This is a genomic window from Enterobacter sp. E12, assembly GCF_014596715.2.
Lineage (GTDB): Bacteria > Pseudomonadota > Gammaproteobacteria > Enterobacterales > Enterobacteriaceae > Enterobacter > Enterobacter bugandensis.
Genome location: NZ_CP115601.1, coordinates 2,191,375 through 2,208,067, shown reverse-complemented (window position 1 = coordinate 2,208,067; position 16,693 = coordinate 2,191,375). Strand labels below are relative to the sequence as shown.

Genomic DNA, 16,693 nt, shown 5'->3' with positions numbered 1-16,693 from the left:
GTAATGACCAATTTATTCCATGATAATGACCAATGACCAAAAAAGTCAATTTAATGACCGATGCAAATTCGATCGCCAGCTCCGTGAATGAAGCCGTATCGCAGCGAATTAAACTGTATCGTAAGCAAAAGAAAATCTCCCTTGATGAACTCTCGCGTCAGGCGGGTGTAAGTAAGGGAGCGTTGGTTGAGATAGAGGGATGCCGGGCGAATCCCAGCATTGCCCTGTTATGTCGCCTGGCTGCCGCGATGGGGGTTTCGGTGGCTGATTTTGTGGATGTCAGTGCCAAACCGACCGTGCATCTCATTGCTGAAGATGAGATCCCAGAATTGTGGAAAGGTGAAACAGGCGGGAGAGCAAGATTGCTCGCAGGGTCGGGTGGCCCTGATATGACCGAGCTCTGGATGTGGGAAATGCAGCCCGGGGAAAAGTTTGCGTCACCCGGCCACGCGGAAGGAACGCTTGAACTGTTTTATGTTCAGTCGGGCACGCTCACACTCGGCGTACAGGATCACGTGTATCAGATAAAAACTGGCTGTTCGGCAACCGCCAGAACGGACGTTCCTCATTTCTATGAAAACCGGGAGAAGGACCCATTGGTATTCATCATGACAGTGCATGAGAAAGCGTCCTGAGCATTCCCCGGCACCGAAACGTGCTCCCAGCCTTCCCCTTCACTGGCGCTAACAGTGAGGTTTTGCTTTGAGCCGTTCCCGCGCGGAATGACGAAAGGCCATTGTTACCATCAGCCTCCTTAATTTTGATTAAAAAATATCAGGTTATTATCTGAAAATGACAATTCTGGTCATAAACATGCTCTGGTTAGTGCTTTGATGCCTGTTACAGGCATAGGCTTGCCTTCAATAACCTCATTGAATGCAAGCAATATGAATGAAGTTTTCAAGCTTGGTAATGGCACTGGCGCTGCTGGTGCCGGTAGCAGGGAATGCAGCGAAAGATCACTCGATTGAGCTGAAGTGCGAGAAGATAAAGGTGACGCTGTACGACAAAAAAGCGCCATCTTCATCGATAGCATCCCGACTAAAGACGGTCCGTCAAAGATGGATCACGTTAAGGTCGAGCAAATCGAAATGGGTGGCTTCCCTGTTCTTCAGACCCGATTCGTCGCCTTTCCGGAAATGGGCGGGACATATGGCGTATACAACCTTTATACGTACGATGACGGCCAGCCCGCCGTTCTTACCTCAGAGTGGCTCAATGCCGATGACCAACCGATGAGACCAATACGCTCTTACGAATGTTCGAATCCAGTCGAGAAGATACAGACCATGCCGAACATCCAGTCCAATGGTGAGATGAATGGTCGGTAAACATGGTCCGAGTATGGATGGAGGTGGTTGACTGTGGTAATGCCGGTGCTTGTCCGCAGAGCCGTGAAGACGGTCTACTTTATGGCGTTATTCCTCCCTGTAGGGCACGCGCTGGGGCCCGCTGACGGGTGGTTTAGCTAAGTCTGGGCTAAACGTATTGGCGAGATGTTGTATGGGCCCGACGAGATAGGCCAGGACAGTTTATACGAGATCTATACCTACATCGGAATGATGACCATTCTTCTCATTACGACGGTTATATATCTCCTGACAGTGACGTTACTCAACGAGATAAGGAAATAGGGAAATGGCTATACCAGCTTACTTATGGCTTAAGGACGACGGCGGCGCATTAATCAAAGGCTGAGTTGATGTCCAGGACAGAGAAGGCAGTATCGAGGTGAAAGGGTTCCACCACAACCTCATGATCCCAACAGATAACGCCACCGGCAAAATAACCGGTACCCGCATGCACTCACCTATGCTGATCATCAAAGAATTCGACTGCTCAAGCCCATACCTCTATAAGGCTGTGGCAACCGGTCAAAGTCTGGTATCAGCTGAAATAAAGTGGTACCGGATCAACTACCACGGGCAGGAGGAAGAGTACTTCAACATGCTACTTGAGGGGGTACGGATTGTTTCTATCTCCCCTGCAATGGCACCAGGCGATAACCCGAACGAAAACCACATGGAGACGGTGGAGCTGCGTTACGAGAAGATCACCTGGAAGCATAACGACGGGAACATCATCTTCAGCGATGCCTGGAACGAACGCCAGTCTGCGTAGAGAACGTAAGGGGCGCTAAGCCCCTTAATCATACAGCCAGCGCCCCGCTTTGGCCGACTCAATAATCATTTCAAGCGTTAGCGGCTTGTACTGCCGATCACGAAATTTCTTTCTAAGCCTGAACTGAAACCAAAAGAGCTCAGGCTCAAAGTAGTTATCCATGACAAAGTTGCTGTGCTCTATTCCATACCGGGTGAAAAGGTCGAGTAGCATGTCCTCCAGATCTTCAGGGACGAGGTTGAAATGCTCCTGAAAGGTCCAATCCTTCCTGGCGGGTTGCTTACGCTCACTGTAGTTCTCAGTGATGTAGTCTAAAAACTCTTGCTCATCAGGCAACAACATTAGAAATATGTCCAGGCGATCCGATGTTCCGGTCGTGCTATGGGGTTGTACTTGTTCCGGGTTTCTCTGGCAACAATGGCAAAGACAATCACTGCCTGAGCATAACCAATATACGGAACGGCTCTTCCTACTACCGCCCCTACGCTGTTTGTGTATCGTACTTTACCCATACCGATAATGGTCTCGACCCTCACCCCTGAAGAGAAACGCACGCCCTTCAAAATACGACGAGCTACTTTGGAGGCTATGCTTGTACGCGAGCCTGTAGCCCCCAGCACCTTACGCTTGGGAATAATAGGCTGTCCTGCGAGGATCGTAGCAGCTGTCTCCACGGATATTCCCGTATGGTCTGCCAGACATTCAGCGAAGATTAGCATGAAGAGCTCATGCTGGGTTAAGTTCTCGTTACCGTGATAATTGTATGTCCCGCCCTGTTCACCTAATGCGCCCATTGCATAATCTCTTGGTCAAATAAGCGCAAGGTTAAGCCCTTAATATTTTTAAGGATAATGGGGATGTACCACTTTCGAAAAATTCAGAAAAAAGCCCGATGTGAGCACTCAACTGGGCCGGAGGCGAGTTCAGCCACCAGCTTTCAGGCTCTCTATAGAGCTCATAAGGCGTTTGGCGTTCGCCGGGGAGCGCATCAGATATGCGGTTTCCTCCAGCGATTTGTAATCCACCAGCGACATCAGTACGCAAGATGCGCCGTTCTGGTTAACGAAATGGTCAGGGATTAGGACCCCCTGGTTGAGCTTGCAGGCGATCCCGTAAACTCTGCTATGACGACTCGTAAGTTGACAGTACTTGTCGTTGGCAAAGCGGAAAACTCAAATTAAGCAGCGCCACATAGCTCCCACAAAGGAGCGAAGAAATGAAGCTATCCATCTTATTGGTGGTGTTGCTCGTTGTTCTGAAGACGCTCGTTGCCTCTGAAGGCCCGGGGATTAATTTCTCCGGAAATAGCTTTCAGGTCAACGTGATTCCCGGCAAATGGATGGCTCTGGCGACAAAAACACTCACCTTCCCAGTGCCGCAACAATTGCCCCCTCCATTTTCTCAGGCGTCGTCATCGGTGCAAAACGCTTGAGCGGCTTACCGTCGCGTCCGATCAGAAACTTAGTAAAGTTCCACTTGATCCGCCCACCCAGCACGCCAGGCAATTCGCTTTTCAGATAACGAAACATCGGATGTGCTTCAGCGCCATTGACCTCAACTTTCCCGAACATGGGAAAACTGACGCCGTAGTTAATGTAACAGGTCTTTGAGATTTCATCGGCGTCGCCGGGTTCCTGTTTACCGAACTGGTTGCAGGGGAAGCCCAGCACCACTAACCCTTGTTCGGCGTATTTCTTGTATAGCGCTTCGAGACCCGCATACTGGGGCGTAAAGCCGCACTGGCTGGCGGTATTGACGACCAAAACCACCTTTCCCGCATAGTCGGCCATTGAGATAAGACTGCCATCCAGGCGGGTGGCGGTAAGCTGATGAAAGCGTGTCATGCTGAAATCCTCAAAGCAGGCCGAAAAGCTGCTATGACCACCCACGCGGCGGCCTCCGTACAGAAAGTTTACATTCAAACAGGCTAAGTGTGATACATTCCCGCCGCGCCAATGACCACCACACTCGCTATCAGGTATGCAGAACATCACAAAAAAAATCCGCTGGCTTCTGCTTGCTATCCCATTCCTCAGCGGTTGTGGCACGCTCTCGCAAATGTCCTCCCCGGAAGGTACCCAGGAACTCCTCACCCATGAATCGCTGGATGGCGACGTTGACAGCGTGGTGCGTCACTACATGGCGCAAAAGTCCGTTCCAGGAATGACGGTCGCGGTGATCCATAATCACGGCTCGCCTCAGTTTTACACCTGGGGCGTTACCGATGCGGTCAACCGCTACCCGGTCAGGCCCGATACCCTGTTTGCGCTCGGCTCGCTCAGCAAAGGGATCACGGCGGAAGTGGTGGCCTGTCTGGTGAGTGAGGGGCAACTGAACTGGAACGACAGCCTGGCGACATTGCTACCGCCGGGAACGCCGCTAAGTAAGGATGCACAAAAAATCACCCTGCTGGAGCTGGTAACCCACACCTCCGGCCTTCCGCGCCAGAATATGGACGTTCCGATGCTCGGAAAATTCATCCGCTACTTAGGCACGGGTGATAATTTCTACGGTGAATTGGACAGCGATAACGTGCTGCGTTATCTGGCGAACTGGCGCGCGCCGAGAGATAAAACGCCGCAATACTCCAATACCGGCTACGCCCTGATTGGCTATATCCTGAAGCACAAAACCGGCGAAGATATACAAAGTTTAGCCTCGCGCTATATTTTCCGTCCGCTGCATATGGCTAACAGCAGCTTTACGCCCCAGAAGCTCAAAGGATACCCCCAGCGGGCGCTCGGCCACGCGGGCGATCAGCCAAAATTCATCCCGCGCGGGCAGCTTACGCCAGACTGGCATTTTTCCAACAACATGGTGGCGGCAGCAAGCCTGTACAGTAACGCCGAAGATCTGGCGGCCTATGCCCGCTATCACGTCTCTACGACCCACAATCCCTTGCTGGACAGCGTCTTTGACGAAGTCAGAAATACCAATATTCAACGCCCCGACGGGGTGCAGGGCATTGCCTGGACCACCGACTTTATCGGTCTGGAAAAAATCACCTATCAGGTCGGCTATATCGGCGGCTACTCCAGCTTCATCGGCTATGACAAAGAGAAAGGCAATGCGGTGGTGGTGCTGCAAAATATCTTTAACTGGAGCAACTATATTGGCATCGCGCTACTGATGGATATGGCGAAAAAAGACGGCCTTACCGCTACATCGCCGACTTCGGCCTTAAATTCTCGTCAAACGCCAGCCGTTTCCGGTCAGGCTCAGCCTCGCGCAGCGGCTCAACCTGGTGCATAGTTAGCTTGCAGCGCTCCACCAGCACCTGATACTCCCGCGTGCCCTGCCGCTTCCACGCCATCTCCTGCTCGCTCAGCTCGCGAATCGCTTTGGCCGGGCTGCCGATAATCAAGTGGTTGGCAGGCATCTCCGCTTTCGCCTTCACGAACGCCGCCGCGCCGACGATGCTGTTTTCACCAATCACTGCCCCGTCCATCACCACCGCGTTCATACCCACCAGCGCGTTGCGGCGGATGATGCAGCCGTGCAGGATGGCGCTGTGGCCGATATGTCCGTCCTCCTCCACCACCGTGTCCTGCTCCGGGAAACCGTGCATCACGCAGTTATCCTGAATGTTCGCGCCATCTTTCACCACGATACGGCCAAAATCACCGCGCAGGCTGGCATTCGGACCAACATAAACGCCTTTACCCAGAATTACGTCGCCAATCAGCACCGCCGTTGGGTGAACATAGCTCTCGTCAGGTACCACCGGCGTCAGACCGTCAATTTGATAAACTGGCATCTTCACTCCTTATGCGCTTGTAAGACCACCAAAGCGTTGATAGTAGAGCGTGCCGGGCACGGGCAGTTCGCCCACGGAGGTTTCGCCCTTCTCGCTGACAAACGCCAGCGCCCCCGGCGCGACACGCTGATAGATATTAATGCAGAGCTGTCGGGCGCTTTGCCCCGCCCAGTGCGCGGGCAGTAACTCCTCCGGCAACAGTGGGTCTTTCAGCACCACGCGGCGATAAAAGTGAATCAGCAGCAGCTGGATCTGGAAGCAGCGCTCCGGCGTCAGCTCCTCCGGCGCGGCCTCCTTCAGCAGCGGCAGCAGCGGGCGGAACGAGTTGATAAACGACTCGTACATCGCGTTTTGCTCGGTTAACTGCCAGCACTCTTCCACCCGCGAACGCAGCGCGGCGCGGGAGAGCGCCAGCGGCGAGTGGGCTTCAAAGAAGATCACGTTTTCCGCCACGCCGGCATCGTGAAGCAGGGACTGCACGTCCGCCAGATGCTGGGACGGCGAGGCCATCAGGCTCGGTGCCAGCGTGCCAAATCCTTGCCAGATGAGCTGTTTTTTCACATCCGCGAGCGTAGTTTTATCCAGCCCTTCGGAGAGCAGCAGCAGCCATTTGCCGTCCCAGGCGGGCAGCTCTGCGCGATAGATCTTATTTTCCGCGCGACGCGTCAGCCGCAGCCCCTTATCGCTCAGGCGGTAAAAGCTGCGCCGCCCGATGCGGGAGACGTCCAGCCAGCCCTCTTTGTTGAGGCGAAACAGCGCGGTGCGCACGAAGCGCTCGCCAAATCCCATGCCTTCCAGTAAGGCAGCCAGGCTGCCGAGCCAAATCTCGCCGCCGCGGTGGGAAAGCGCGTCACCGTATAACGAGGAGATAAGCGACGTTCCGCTGACGGGAACCGAGCTGACCGCGTGCTGGATAAAGGCGTCGAGTTTATTCATGTGATTCATTCTGTTGTTATTTTTGTCCTGGATGAATCATAGCATAGGATTCTGAGATAGCCCCTCACCCTAACCCTCTCCCACAGGGAGAGGGCCGGAGTGAGGGGAAACTTAGCCGTTGGCCGCAACTTTACGCAGATCAAACACCCGGCAGGCTTTCCCCTCCGAGCGCGGGATGCTGCCGCAGTTCACAATCATCACGTCGGTGGAAATCCCGACCATCGACTTTATGCGGTGGCGCAGCTGGTGGCATACCTGGCAACGCTGCTCGTGCGTCAGCGTTAAGCTGCTCTCTTTCAGCTCCACCTTCACGGAAAGTGAATCAAGATGCCCACGACGATTCACCTCCAGCTGATAGTGCGGAGAAAGGTGTTCGAACTTCACGATCTCCTCTTCCAGCTGCGACGGGAAAACGTTGACGCCGCGGATGATCAGCATATCGTCGCTGCGGCCGCCGATCCGGTCCATGCGCCGCATGCTGCGAGCGGTTGCCGGCAGCAGACGCGTCAGATCGCGGGTGCGGTAGCGGATCACCGGCAGCGCCTCTTTGGTCAGCGTGGTGAACAGCAGTTCGCCCTGCTGGCCGTCATCCAGCGGCGTGCCGTCGTTCGGGTTGACGATCTCCGGGTAGAAATGATCTTCCCAGATGGTTGGGCCGTCGGCGGTTTCGATACACTCCATCGCCACGCCCGGCCCCATCACTTCGGAGAGGCCATAAATATCCAGCGCCGTAATGCCTAAGCGTTTTTCGATTTCGCGACGCATGGCCTGCGTCCACGGCTCCGCGCCGAAAACGCCAACGCGCAGTGAGCAGGTGCTGGCGTCGCCGCCCATCTGGCGCTCCAGCTCCTCGATCAGGTTGAGGCAGTAGGACGGCGTCACCATGATCATGTCCGGCTGGAAATCACGGATCAGCTGCGCCTGTTTCTCTGTCTGGCCGCCAGACATCGGGATCACCGTCGCCCCCAAACGCTCGGCACCGTAGTGCGCGCCCAGCCCGCCGGTAAACAGGCCATAGCCATAGGCCACGTGAATTTTGTCCTTCGCGCTGCCGCCCGCCGCGCGCAGGGAGCGGGCCACCAGGTTGGCCCAGTTGTCGATGTCACCCTGCGTGTAGCCGACAACGGTCGGTTTGCCGGTGGTGCCGGATGACGCGTGAATGCGCACCACCTGCTCCATCGGCACGGCAAAGGTATCAAACGGGTAGTTATCCCGCAGGTCCTGCTTGGTGGTGCACGGGAACTTACGGATATCCGCCAGCTCGTTGAAATCGTCAGGGTGAACGCCCGCGGCGTCAAACTTGCGTTTGTACATCGGCACGTTGTTATAGGCGTGGTGCAGCGTCCATTTCAGACGCGCGGTCTGCAGCGCCTGCAGTTCGTCAAGGGAGGCCGTTTCAATCGGATCAAGCTTTGTTGTATTTGTCATCGCAGGGTACTCACATTGTTTTTATGCTCAAACACGCTCAAGGATCATGGCAATGCCCTGACCCACACCGATGCACATCGTACACAGCGCGTAGCGCCCGCCGCGTCGGTGCAGTTCGTTACTCGCGGCCAGCGCCAGCCTGGCGCCGCTCATCCCCAGCGGGTGACCAATCGCTATCGCGCCACCGTTCGGGTTGACGTGCGCGGCATCATCCGGCAATCCCAGCTGACGCAGCACGCCCAGCGCCTGCGCGGCGAAAGCTTCGTTGAGCTCGATCACGTCCATCTCGTTAATGCTGAGTCCGGCGCGCTCCAGCACCTTGCGCGTGGCCGGTACCGGGCCGAGTCCCATCAGACGGGGCTCCACGCCTGCCGTCGCCATCGCTACGATCCGCGTGCGCGGGACCAGCCCCTGCGCCAGCGCCATCTTCTCGCTGGCGACGATCAGCGCCGCAGCGCCGTCGTTGACGCCGGAGGCATTCCCCGCCGTAACCACCCCGTTCCTGCGGAACGGCGTTTTTAGCCCGGCAAGCTGCTCAAGCGTGGTGTCCGCGCGGGGATGTTCATCCTCGCTGAACTCGTTGACCGCCCCTTTTTTCCCCGGCACCCGCACCGACACAATCTCCTGCGCCAGAATGCCGTTCTGCTGCGCCTGCGCGGTACGCTGCTGGCTGCGCAGCGCGAACGCGTCCTGATCGGCACGGCTGACATTTAACAATTCAGCTACATTCTCTGCCGTTTCCGGCATGCTGTCAGTTCCGAATTGCTGATGCATGAGCGGATTCACAAATCGCCAGCCGATGGTGGTATCAAAGATCTCCGCCTGTCGCTGGAACGCGGCGGTGGCTTTGCCCATCACAAACGGCGCGCGGGACATGGACTCCACGCCGCCCGCAATCAGCAGGTCGCCGTCGCCCGCCTTAATGGCGCGTGCGGCAATACCAATCGCGTCCAGCCCCGACCCGCACAGGCGGTTAATGGTGGTTCCGGACACCGTCTGCGGCAGCCCGGCCAGCAGCGACGACATACGCGCCACGTTGCGGTTATCTTCACCCGCCTGGTTCGCGCAGCCGAAGATCACGTCGTCAATCCGCTCCAGATCAAGCTGCGGATAGCGGGCCAGCAGCGCGCGGAGCGGCACGGCGCCGAGATCGTCAGTCCGAACGGCGGAAAGCGCCCCGCCGTAGCGCCCAACCGGGGTTCGAACGCCATCACAAATAAATGCGTCACGCATCAGGCCTCTCCTGTCACATTGCCGCCGATGCGGTGAGATTTTCCGCGAAAAAGGGCGACAGTTTTCTGTTGCTGGTTCTGAATTTCAATGTCGTACACGCCGGTCAGCCTGCCCTGATGCTTCACCCGCGCGGTGGCGGTGAGCGTGTCCCCGGCAAAGCCCGGACGCAGAAAATCAATCGAACAGCCGGAGGCCACCGCCGCCAGCCCCTGACTGTTGCAGGCGTAGGCAAAGGCGGTGTCTGCCAGCGAAAACAGCTGTCCGCCGTGGCAGGTTTGGTGGCCGTTGAGCATCTGCGGGGTGATGGTCATGGACACCACCGCGTAGCCGTCGTCCATATCGACAATGTCCATCCCCATCGCCTGCGCGCAGGCGTCCCGTTCGTACATGGCGCGGGCGTTGTGCCAGGCGTTATGACTCATAGCTACTCTCCAGAAGCGCGCGCTGGCGCAGCAGGGAACAGGGGCGATAGCGTTCTTCGCCATAATGACGCTGCAGGTTCTCCAGCAGCGTCAGCAGGCGCTGCCAGCCCAGACGCTCGCCCCAGGCGATCGGCCCGCTCGGGTAGTTGACGCCCAGGCGCATGGCGGTATCGATGTCCTTCTCGCTGGCGACCCCTTTTTGCAAAGCATCCAGCGCTTCGTTGGCAATCATCGCCACCGTGCGCCAGACCAGCAGGCCGGGATAATCGGCAATCTGCACCACCCGAAGCCCCTGCTGCTGCAGGTAGCGGATGGCCTTTTGCGTCGCCGTATGCGGGTTGCTGGCGGCTGCGGCGATGACCGCGACGTCGCGCTCGATGCGGTCCACCACCACCACCGGGCCGTTAAGCCGCAGCGCCAGGGCCTGCGCGGTTTCGCCCTGCGTTTCGATCAGGTACATATCATCAATTTCTGTGACACTGTCACGTCTTCTTTCCACGCGCATCGGGCTGTAGCTGTCGTTTACTGTATCAGCCCAGCGCACCCCGGGCCTGTCGCCCTGCCAGTCATAAACGCCCTTCCCGCTTTTTTTGCCCAGCCTGCCTGCCAGCACCAGCTCCTGCTGCACCAGCGAGGGCAGAAAACGACGCTCCTGCCAGAAGGCGTTAAATACCGAGCAGGTCACCGCGAAGTTCACGTCCTGACCAATCATGTCGGTCAGCTCCAGCGGACCCATCGGGAAGCCGCCGCCTTCGCGCAGGGCGGCGTCAATCACCTCCGGCGCAGCCACCTGCTCTTCCAGCGCGCGCCAGGCCTCGGAATAGAACGGACGCGCGACGCGGTTGACGATGAACCCCGGCGTCGACTGGCAGCGCACGGGCTGCTTGCCCCAGTTCAGCGCCAGCTCGCACAGCGCGTCGGCCACTTCCGGGGAGGTCGCCAGCCCGCTGACCACCTCCACCAGCTTCATGACCGGCGCCGGGTTGAAGAAATGCATCCCGGCGACGCGCTCAGGATGGTGGATGTCCGCAGCAATCGCCGTGACGGAGATCGAAGAGGTATTGCTGGTCAGCACCGTCTGCGGCGGGCAGATTTCCGCCAGCTGCGAAAACAGCGCCTTTTTAACCTCCAGCCGTTCCGAGGCCGCTTCAATCACCAGTTCGGCCGCGGAGAGCGCGTCGATATCCGTGACGGGAAGCAGCCGGGCGAGGATCTGGCTCCCGGCATCGGCGGAGAGTTTTCCGCGCGTCACCCGGGAGGCCAGACGCTGGCGGATCCCCTCGATAGCGCGGGATATCGCATCGCTGGAAATATCGTAGAGCAGCACCTGATGCCCGTGGCTGGCCGCCACTTCTGCAATCCCCGCGCCCATCGTGCCGCTGCCAATCACGGCGACAGTCCGTATGTTGAGCATCTTATTTCCCCGTAAAGTTAGGCGCGCGCTTCGCGAGGAAAGCGCTGACGCCCTCGCGGTAGTCGTCGCTGCGACCGGCCAGACGCTGATAGTCGCGCTCCAGGTCAAGCTGCGCGTCGAGGGTGTTGGTTTCCGCAGCATTGATCGCCTGCTTGATCAGGCCCAGGCCGAAGGTCGGCTGCGAGGCAAAGTGCAGCGCCATTTGCTGCGCCGTGGCGGAGAGCTGGTCGTCGTCCACCACCTGCCAGATCATCCCCCACGCCTGCGCCTGCTCGGCGCTGAGTTTGTCCCCGAGCAGCGCCAGCCCCATGGCGCGGGCGCGTCCGGCCACGCGCGGCAGCAGCCACGTGCCGCCGCAGTCCGGCACCAGGCCGAGCTTGCTGAAGGCCATCACGAAGTTGGCCGACCGGGCGGCAATCACCATGTCACAGCCGAGCGCCAGCGTAGCTCCCGCGCCAGCCGCCACCCCGTTAACCGCGCAGATGACCGGCTTCGGCAGCTTTGCCAGGCGGCGCACCAGCGGGTTGTAGAAGGTTTCCACGGACATCCCCAGATCCGGCGCCGGGCCGTTGGGGTCGACGTTACGGTCGTTCAGATCCTGACCGGCGCAGAACCCGCGTCCTGCCCCGGTGATCAGCAGGCAGCGGATGGCGTCATCGCGCTCGGCCTGCTTCAGGCACTCGGCAAGCTGCTGGTGCATCACGTCGTTAAAGCTGTTCAGACGCTCCGGACGGTTCAGCGTAATGGTCATTACGCCCTGTTCTACGTGACTGAGAATAAATTCCACAATTAGCGTCCTTTAAAGTCGGGGGTGCGTTTTTGTAAGAAGGCGTCGATACCTTCCCGGCGGTCTTCGGTGGCGGAAAGCAGCGTAAACAGCTGGCGCTCCTGCGCGAGCCCGGCCTGCAACGGCACCTCCTGCGACTGCCGCAGCGCCTGCTTCGCCGCCTGCAGCGCCAGCGGAGAGTGGCGCGCCATCAACGCCGCCTGCTTCAGGGCGTACTCTAGTGTCAGAGACGCCGGGAAGAGATCGCTCACCAGCCCGGCGCTCAGCGCCTGCTCTGCGGTAATACTCTCGCCGGTCAGCACCATTTTGCTGGCCAGGGATTTACCGACGCTGCGGATAAGACGCTGGGTGCCGCCCGCGCCGGGCATGATGCCCAGCGTGATTTCCGGCAGGCCGAAACGGGCGTTATCGCCAGCAATGATCACGTCGCACAGCAGCGCCAGCTCGCAGCCTGCGCCCAGCGCGAAGCCGTTCACGGCGGCAATCAGCGGTTTGTTAAACGCGTTAATGCGCGCCCACAGCTGCGGGCGGATATCGTTCAGGGTGGCGGGCAGGTCTTTCTCCGCCATTTCGTTGAGATCGGCCCCGGCGGCAAAGCAGCGCTCGCTGCCGTAAATCACGCAGACGGCGATGTCGGCATCCACGGCGGCAGCCTCAAGCTGTTCCGCAAGCTGCGCCAGCAGCGCATTGTTAAGGGCGTTGCGCGCCGCCGGACGGTTCAGCGTCAGCTGCAGCACGCGGCCATGACGGGTAACAATCAGTTCGCTCATGCCATCCCCTTCGCGTCAAAGTCGACAATCACGTCGGCGGTTAACGGCAGCGACTGACAGCTCAGTACGTACCCGGCGGCCAGCTCGTCCGGCTCCAGGCTGTAGTTGGTTGCCATGTCCACCTTGCCGCGCAGCACTTTGCATTTGCAGGTGGCGCACACGCCCCCCTTGCAGGCATACGGCAGATCCGCTCCCTGACGCAGGGCAGCATCAAGAATGCTTTCGTCGTCCGCCGTCAGGGTGATTTCACGGTCGCGCCCGTCCTGGCGCACGGTCACTTTTTGACCTTCCGCCTGCACGTGCACCGCGCGCTTAACGGTGATTCCGGAGGTGTTGAAGCGCTCAAGGTGAATGGATTTTTCCGGCATCCCCAGCGCTTTCAGCGTCGCTTCGGCGTCGTCCATCATCGCCGACGGGCCGCAGATAAATGCCTCGTCGTACTGGCAGAAGTTGATCAGGGTTTTCGCCAGCGCCTGCAGCTTTTCCCCGTCGATGCGGCCATAGAGCAGGTCGCTGTCCAGCCGCTCCTGGCTGAAGATGGAGACCAGCTGCAGCCGCTGCGGGTATTTGTCCTTCAGGTCCGCCAGCGCCTGGCGGAACATCATGCTCTGGCTGCTGCGGTTGCCGTAGATCAGAGTGAAATGGCTGTTGGATTCGGTCGAAAGCGTGGCGGAGATAATCGCCAGCATCGGGGTGATCCCGGAGCCTGCGGCAATTGCCAGGTAGTGGCCTTCACGTTCAGGCTGCGGCTGGTAGCCAAACTGCCCTTGAGGAACCATCACCTCCAGCGCCATGCCCGCTTTGATCTCATCCCGGGCATAGCGGGAGAAGCGCCCACCGTCGATGGCTTTGACCGCCACGCTGATCTCACCCGGCGCGGTGCTGCGGCAGATGGAGTAGCAGCGGCGCAGTTCGTCTTCGCCCAGCGTCGTTTTCAGGGTCAGGTGCTGGCCGGGGCGGAAGCGGTAGGCCTCCTGCAACGCCTGCGGCACCGCGAAGGTGATGGTTACCGCGTCGCGGGTTTCGGGTTCCACTTTTGCCACTGTTAATGAATGAAACGTTGTCATGGCAGCCTCAAATACATTTGAAATAGTCGAAGGGCTCGCGGCAGGTATTGCAGCGGTAGAGCGCTTTGCAGGCCGTCGAACCGAATTCACTGATAAGGGAGGTGTCGGTGCTGGCGCAGCGCGGGCAGCTCACCTCTGCCGGGGCGTGCGCATGGCAACTATGCCCCACGGGTGGGCTGATGCCGTACGCCCGCAGGCGCTCGCGCGCGTCGGCGGTCAGCCAGTCGGTAGTCCAGGCGGGTTCAAGCTGGAGCACGATGTGCACGGGAGTGAAGCCGTGCGCGGTCATCGCCTCTCGGATTGCCCCCAGCAGGTGTTCCGTTGCCGGGCAGCCCGAGTAGGTTGGCGTGAAGCCAATCACCCAGCCTTCCCCCTGCGCCTTCACGCTGCGCACCATGCCTAAATCGGTGATGGTTAACACCGGCACTTCCGGATCGGGGATCTGGCTTAACAGCGCCCAGATCTGCGGAATTTGCGCAGGCGCGATGTCGACGAGGCGTTGCATAGCGTTCTCCTTTACCACTGCTGACCGGGATACGCGCGCTGGAGATACTGCATTTCCGCCAGCATCGGACCCAGATGTTCGGTATGAAGCCCCTTCTTGCCCCCGGTGCGGTACGCCACCTCTGCGGGAACCTGCAGACAGGCTTCTTTCAGACCAGCAAACACTTCGCTTTCCCACGGCTGGCGCAGGGTTCGCGGATCCACCGCCACGCCGGCGTCAATCAGCTCAAGCTCGACCTCATCGGCGTCAAACAGCTCCGCTGTAAACCGCCACAGGCTGTCGATGGCCTGCTGCATTTTTTGCGCGGAGGTTTCGGTCCCGTCGCCCAGCCGCACCAGCCAGCCGCGGCTGAAGCGCAGGTGGTAGCGCGCCTCTTTAATCGCTTTGGCGGCGATGGCGGCAAGCTGGCCGTCGCGGCTCTGAGTCAGACGTTCGTACAGCGCCACGTTCCAGGCATCCATCAGGTACTGGCGGGCAATCGTGTCGGCGAAGCTGCCGTTCGGCTGCTCCACCAGCAGGACGTTGCGGAACTGGCGCTCGTCGCGGCCAAACGCCAGCGTGTCTTCATCGCCCTGGCCTTCTGATTGCGCGGCATAGGTCAGGAAATTGCGCGCCTGCCCCAGCAGGTCGAGGCCGATATTGGCGAGCGCGAGGTCAATTTCCAGTTCAGGCGCGTGGCCGCACCAGGCGCCGAGACGCTGGGAAAGTACCAGTCCGTTATCGCCCAGACGCAGGGCATAGGCAGTCACTGAGTTCATTCTTTGCCTCACATATGCTCGATGCCGTCGGGGATGGTGTAGAACGTAGGATGGCGGTAAACCTTGCTTTCCGCCGGGTCGAAGAACTCGCCGCTCTCTTCCGGCTGGGAGGCCACAATTTCACTCGCCTTCACTACCCAGATAGAACAGCCTTCGCTGCGGCGGGTGTAGGCATCACGGGCATTTTCCAGCGCCATGCGATCGTCGGCGGCATGCAGGCTGCCCACATGACGGTGGGATAACCCTTGTTTGCTGCGTACAAACACTTCGTACAGCGGCCAGTAGACATTGCTCATGGTTATTTCCTCTTATGCGGCCTGACGGGTACGTTGTTTTTCGGCGTGCGCCAGCGCGGCTTCCCGCACCCACGCCCCGTCGTCCCAGGCTTTGCGTTTCGCGGCCAGACGTTCGTGGTTACAGATGCCGCGCCCGTTAATGACCTCGTCAAACTCCTGCCAGTCGATCTCGCCGAAGCGGTAGTGACCGCTCTCTTCATCGAAACGCAGGTCCGGATCCGGCACCGTCATGCCGAGCATCTCCACCTGCGGCACCGTGTTGTCGACAAAGCGCTGGCGCAGCTCGTCGTTGCCAAAGCGTTTGATTTTCCAGGCCAGGCTGCGGGCGCTGTTCGGCGAGTTGTCGTCGTTCGGCCCGAACATCATCAGCGCCGGCCACCAGAAGCGGTTGATGGCGTCCTGCAGCATCTGACGCTGATCCTCACTGCCCTGCGCCAGCGCCATGCAGGCTTCAAAGCCCTGACGCTGGTGGAAGCTCTCTTCTTTACAGATTTTCACCATCGCCCGGGCATACGGGCCGTAGGAGGTACGGCACAGCGCCACCTGGTTGACGATGGCCGCGCCGTCCACCAGCCAGCCGATCACGCCGATATCGGCCCAGCTCAGGGTCGGATAGTTGAAGATGGAGGAGTATTTCATCTTGCCGTCGAGCATCTTCTGGTAGATGTCTTCCCGCGCGCAGCCCAGCGTTTCCGCCGCGCTGTAGAGGTAAAGCCCGTGTCCGGCTTCGTCCTGCACCTTCGCCAGCAGGATCGCTTTTCGGCGCAGCGTCGGCGCGCGGGCTATCCAGTTCCCTTCCGGGAGCATGCCGACAATTTCGGAGTGCGCGTGCTGACCAATCTGGCGGATCAGCGTTTTACGGTAGGCTTCCGGCATCCAGTCCTGAGGCTCAATCGCCGTCTCCTGCGCTATGCGCTGCTCAAACCGTTGTTCTTGCGTCACGTCATCACCTTTATGATTCGTTAGTTTGCAAATCAAAGCGAAATGTTGAATCACTTTGCTTTTTAAAAGTTACACAAAGGTTAAATACAACCCCAAGAATTGTTTCCCGGTTTTGTGATGTTGCTCGCAAGGCTTTCACTCCAGGCCTTTTACAAAGCGCCTTTACGCGACGCGATTCGGCAAGTCAGATCACAACGTTAACAATTCATTAAAAACACAGCTTGATTTTTATGATTCACGATCAAACTATTAATGGT

General features: G+C 58.7%; 19 protein-coding genes and 2 pseudogenes. 4 read left to right on the top strand and 17 right to left on the bottom strand.

Annotated elements, in window-relative coordinates; all coding sequences use genetic code 11:
- Positions 1–32 precede the first annotated feature (32 nt).
- The 3 genes and pseudogenes from IB212_RS10545 (at position 33) to IB212_RS10535 (ending at position 2,121) form a co-directional block, all read left to right on the top strand.
- Positions 33–635 carry an XRE family transcriptional regulator gene (locus IB212_RS10545; RefSeq protein ID WP_041910163.1) on the top strand — a complete coding sequence of 201 codons (603 nt, stop codon included), beginning with the start codon at positions 33–35 and terminating at the stop codon, positions 633–635.
- Between the two features lie 342 nt (positions 636–977).
- Positions 978–1,331 (top strand): hypothetical protein, encoded by a 354-nt coding sequence (locus IB212_RS10540; RefSeq protein ID WP_041910165.1) that lies wholly within the window; start codon positions 978–980, stop codon positions 1,329–1,331.
- Positions 1,332–1,638: 307 nt separating this feature from the next.
- Positions 1,639–2,121, top strand: a pseudogene (locus IB212_RS10535) (Hcp family type VI secretion system effector).
- Positions 2,122–2,145: 24 nt separating this feature from the next.
- Here IB212_RS10535 and IB212_RS10530 read toward each other — a convergent pair.
- The 4 genes and pseudogenes from IB212_RS10530 to IB212_RS10515 all read right to left on the bottom strand — a co-directional run bounded on the left by IB212_RS10530 (position 2,146) and on the right by IB212_RS10515 (position 3,965).
- A complete protein-coding gene (locus IB212_RS10530) occupies positions 2,146–2,463 on the bottom strand; it encodes a DUF1493 family protein (protein ID WP_041910167.1) in 318 nt (105 codons plus the stop codon).
- Complete coding sequence (locus IB212_RS10525; protein ID WP_041910169.1) at positions 2,463–2,915, bottom strand: STM2901 family protein; 453 nt, start codon at positions 2,913–2,915, stop codon at positions 2,463–2,465. The genes IB212_RS10530 and IB212_RS10525 overlap by 1 nt, the downstream gene beginning before the upstream one ends.
- Positions 2,916–3,044: 129 nt before the next feature.
- A pseudogene (locus tag IB212_RS10520) lies at positions 3,045–3,182 on the bottom strand (type II toxin-antitoxin system Phd/YefM family antitoxin); the annotation flags it as partial.
- 300 nt (positions 3,183–3,482) lie between these two features.
- Positions 3,483–3,965 carry a glutathione peroxidase gene (locus tag IB212_RS10515; protein ID WP_041910173.1) on the bottom strand — a complete coding sequence of 161 codons (483 nt, stop codon included), beginning with the start codon at positions 3,963–3,965 and terminating at the stop codon, positions 3,483–3,485.
- A gap of 136 nt (positions 3,966–4,101) precedes the next feature.
- On the opposite strand from IB212_RS10515, the gene IB212_RS10510 reads away from it, so the two are divergent.
- Positions 4,102–5,373 carry a serine hydrolase gene (locus tag IB212_RS10510; RefSeq protein ID WP_188245647.1) on the top strand — a complete coding sequence of 424 codons (1,272 nt, stop codon included), beginning with the start codon at positions 4,102–4,104 and terminating at the stop codon, positions 5,371–5,373.
- Here the strand turns inward: IB212_RS10510 and paaY are convergent.
- The 13 genes from paaY to paaA all read right to left on the bottom strand — a co-directional run bounded on the left by paaY (position 5,282) and on the right by paaA (position 16,436).
- Complete coding sequence (gene paaY, locus IB212_RS10505; RefSeq protein WP_045630362.1) at positions 5,282–5,878, bottom strand: phenylacetic acid degradation protein PaaY; 597 nt, start codon at positions 5,876–5,878, stop codon at positions 5,282–5,284. The genes IB212_RS10510 and paaY overlap by 92 nt on opposite strands.
- Positions 5,879–5,887: 9 nt before the next feature.
- Positions 5,888–6,823, bottom strand: coding sequence for a phenylacetic acid degradation operon negative regulatory protein PaaX (gene paaX / locus IB212_RS10500; RefSeq protein WP_021241337.1), 936 nt, complete (start codon positions 6,821–6,823; stop codon positions 5,888–5,890).
- 102 nt (positions 6,824–6,925) lie between these two features.
- Positions 6,926–8,242, bottom strand: coding sequence for a phenylacetate--CoA ligase PaaK (gene paaK / locus IB212_RS10495; protein WP_041910177.1), 1,317 nt, complete (start codon positions 8,240–8,242; stop codon positions 6,926–6,928).
- A 27-nt stretch (positions 8,243–8,269) separates the two neighbouring features.
- Positions 8,270–9,475: a 3-oxoadipyl-CoA thiolase gene (pcaF, locus tag IB212_RS10490; protein ID WP_041910179.1), complete on the bottom strand. Its 1,206-nt coding sequence runs from the start codon at positions 9,473–9,475 to the stop codon at positions 8,270–8,272.
- Entirely contained in the window at positions 9,475–9,897 is a 423-nt protein-coding gene (gene paaI, locus IB212_RS10485; protein WP_028013034.1) for a hydroxyphenylacetyl-CoA thioesterase PaaI, read from the bottom strand. Before paaI ends, pcaF begins: the two co-directional genes overlap by 1 nt.
- Positions 9,887–11,311 (bottom strand): 3-hydroxyacyl-CoA dehydrogenase PaaH, encoded by a 1,425-nt coding sequence (gene paaH / locus IB212_RS10480; RefSeq protein ID WP_041910181.1) that lies wholly within the window; start codon positions 11,309–11,311, stop codon positions 9,887–9,889. The genes paaI and paaH overlap by 11 nt, the downstream gene beginning before the upstream one ends.
- A gap of 1 nt (position 11,312) precedes the next feature.
- The gene (gene paaG / locus IB212_RS10475) at positions 11,313–12,101 is read right to left on the bottom strand and encodes a 2-(1,2-epoxy-1,2-dihydrophenyl)acetyl-CoA isomerase PaaG (RefSeq protein ID WP_041910183.1); all 789 of its coding nucleotides are present in this window, start codon (positions 12,099–12,101) and stop codon (positions 11,313–11,315) included.
- Complete coding sequence (gene paaF, locus IB212_RS10470) at positions 12,101–12,868, bottom strand: 2,3-dehydroadipyl-CoA hydratase PaaF (protein ID WP_041910185.1); 768 nt, start codon at positions 12,866–12,868, stop codon at positions 12,101–12,103. The genes paaG and paaF overlap by 1 nt, the downstream gene beginning before the upstream one ends.
- Positions 12,865–13,935, bottom strand: coding sequence for a 1,2-phenylacetyl-CoA epoxidase subunit PaaE (paaE, locus tag IB212_RS10465; protein ID WP_041910187.1), 1,071 nt, complete (start codon positions 13,933–13,935; stop codon positions 12,865–12,867). Before paaE ends, paaF begins: the two co-directional genes overlap by 4 nt.
- 7 nt (positions 13,936–13,942) lie before the next feature.
- The gene (gene paaD, locus IB212_RS10460; protein ID WP_041910189.1) at positions 13,943–14,440 is read right to left on the bottom strand and encodes a 1,2-phenylacetyl-CoA epoxidase subunit PaaD; all 498 of its coding nucleotides are present in this window, start codon (positions 14,438–14,440) and stop codon (positions 13,943–13,945) included.
- Between the two features lie 11 nt (positions 14,441–14,451).
- Positions 14,452–15,198 carry a 1,2-phenylacetyl-CoA epoxidase subunit PaaC gene (gene paaC, locus IB212_RS10455; RefSeq protein WP_041910191.1) on the bottom strand — a complete coding sequence of 249 codons (747 nt, stop codon included), beginning with the start codon at positions 15,196–15,198 and terminating at the stop codon, positions 14,452–14,454.
- 8 nt (positions 15,199–15,206) lie between these two features.
- Complete coding sequence (paaB, locus tag IB212_RS10450) at positions 15,207–15,494, bottom strand: 1,2-phenylacetyl-CoA epoxidase subunit PaaB (protein WP_003857353.1); 288 nt, start codon at positions 15,492–15,494, stop codon at positions 15,207–15,209.
- 12 nt (positions 15,495–15,506) lie between these two features.
- The gene (gene paaA / locus IB212_RS10445) at positions 15,507–16,436 is read right to left on the bottom strand and encodes a 1,2-phenylacetyl-CoA epoxidase subunit PaaA (RefSeq protein WP_041910193.1); all 930 of its coding nucleotides are present in this window, start codon (positions 16,434–16,436) and stop codon (positions 15,507–15,509) included.
- Between the last annotated feature and the right edge of the window lie 257 nt (positions 16,437–16,693).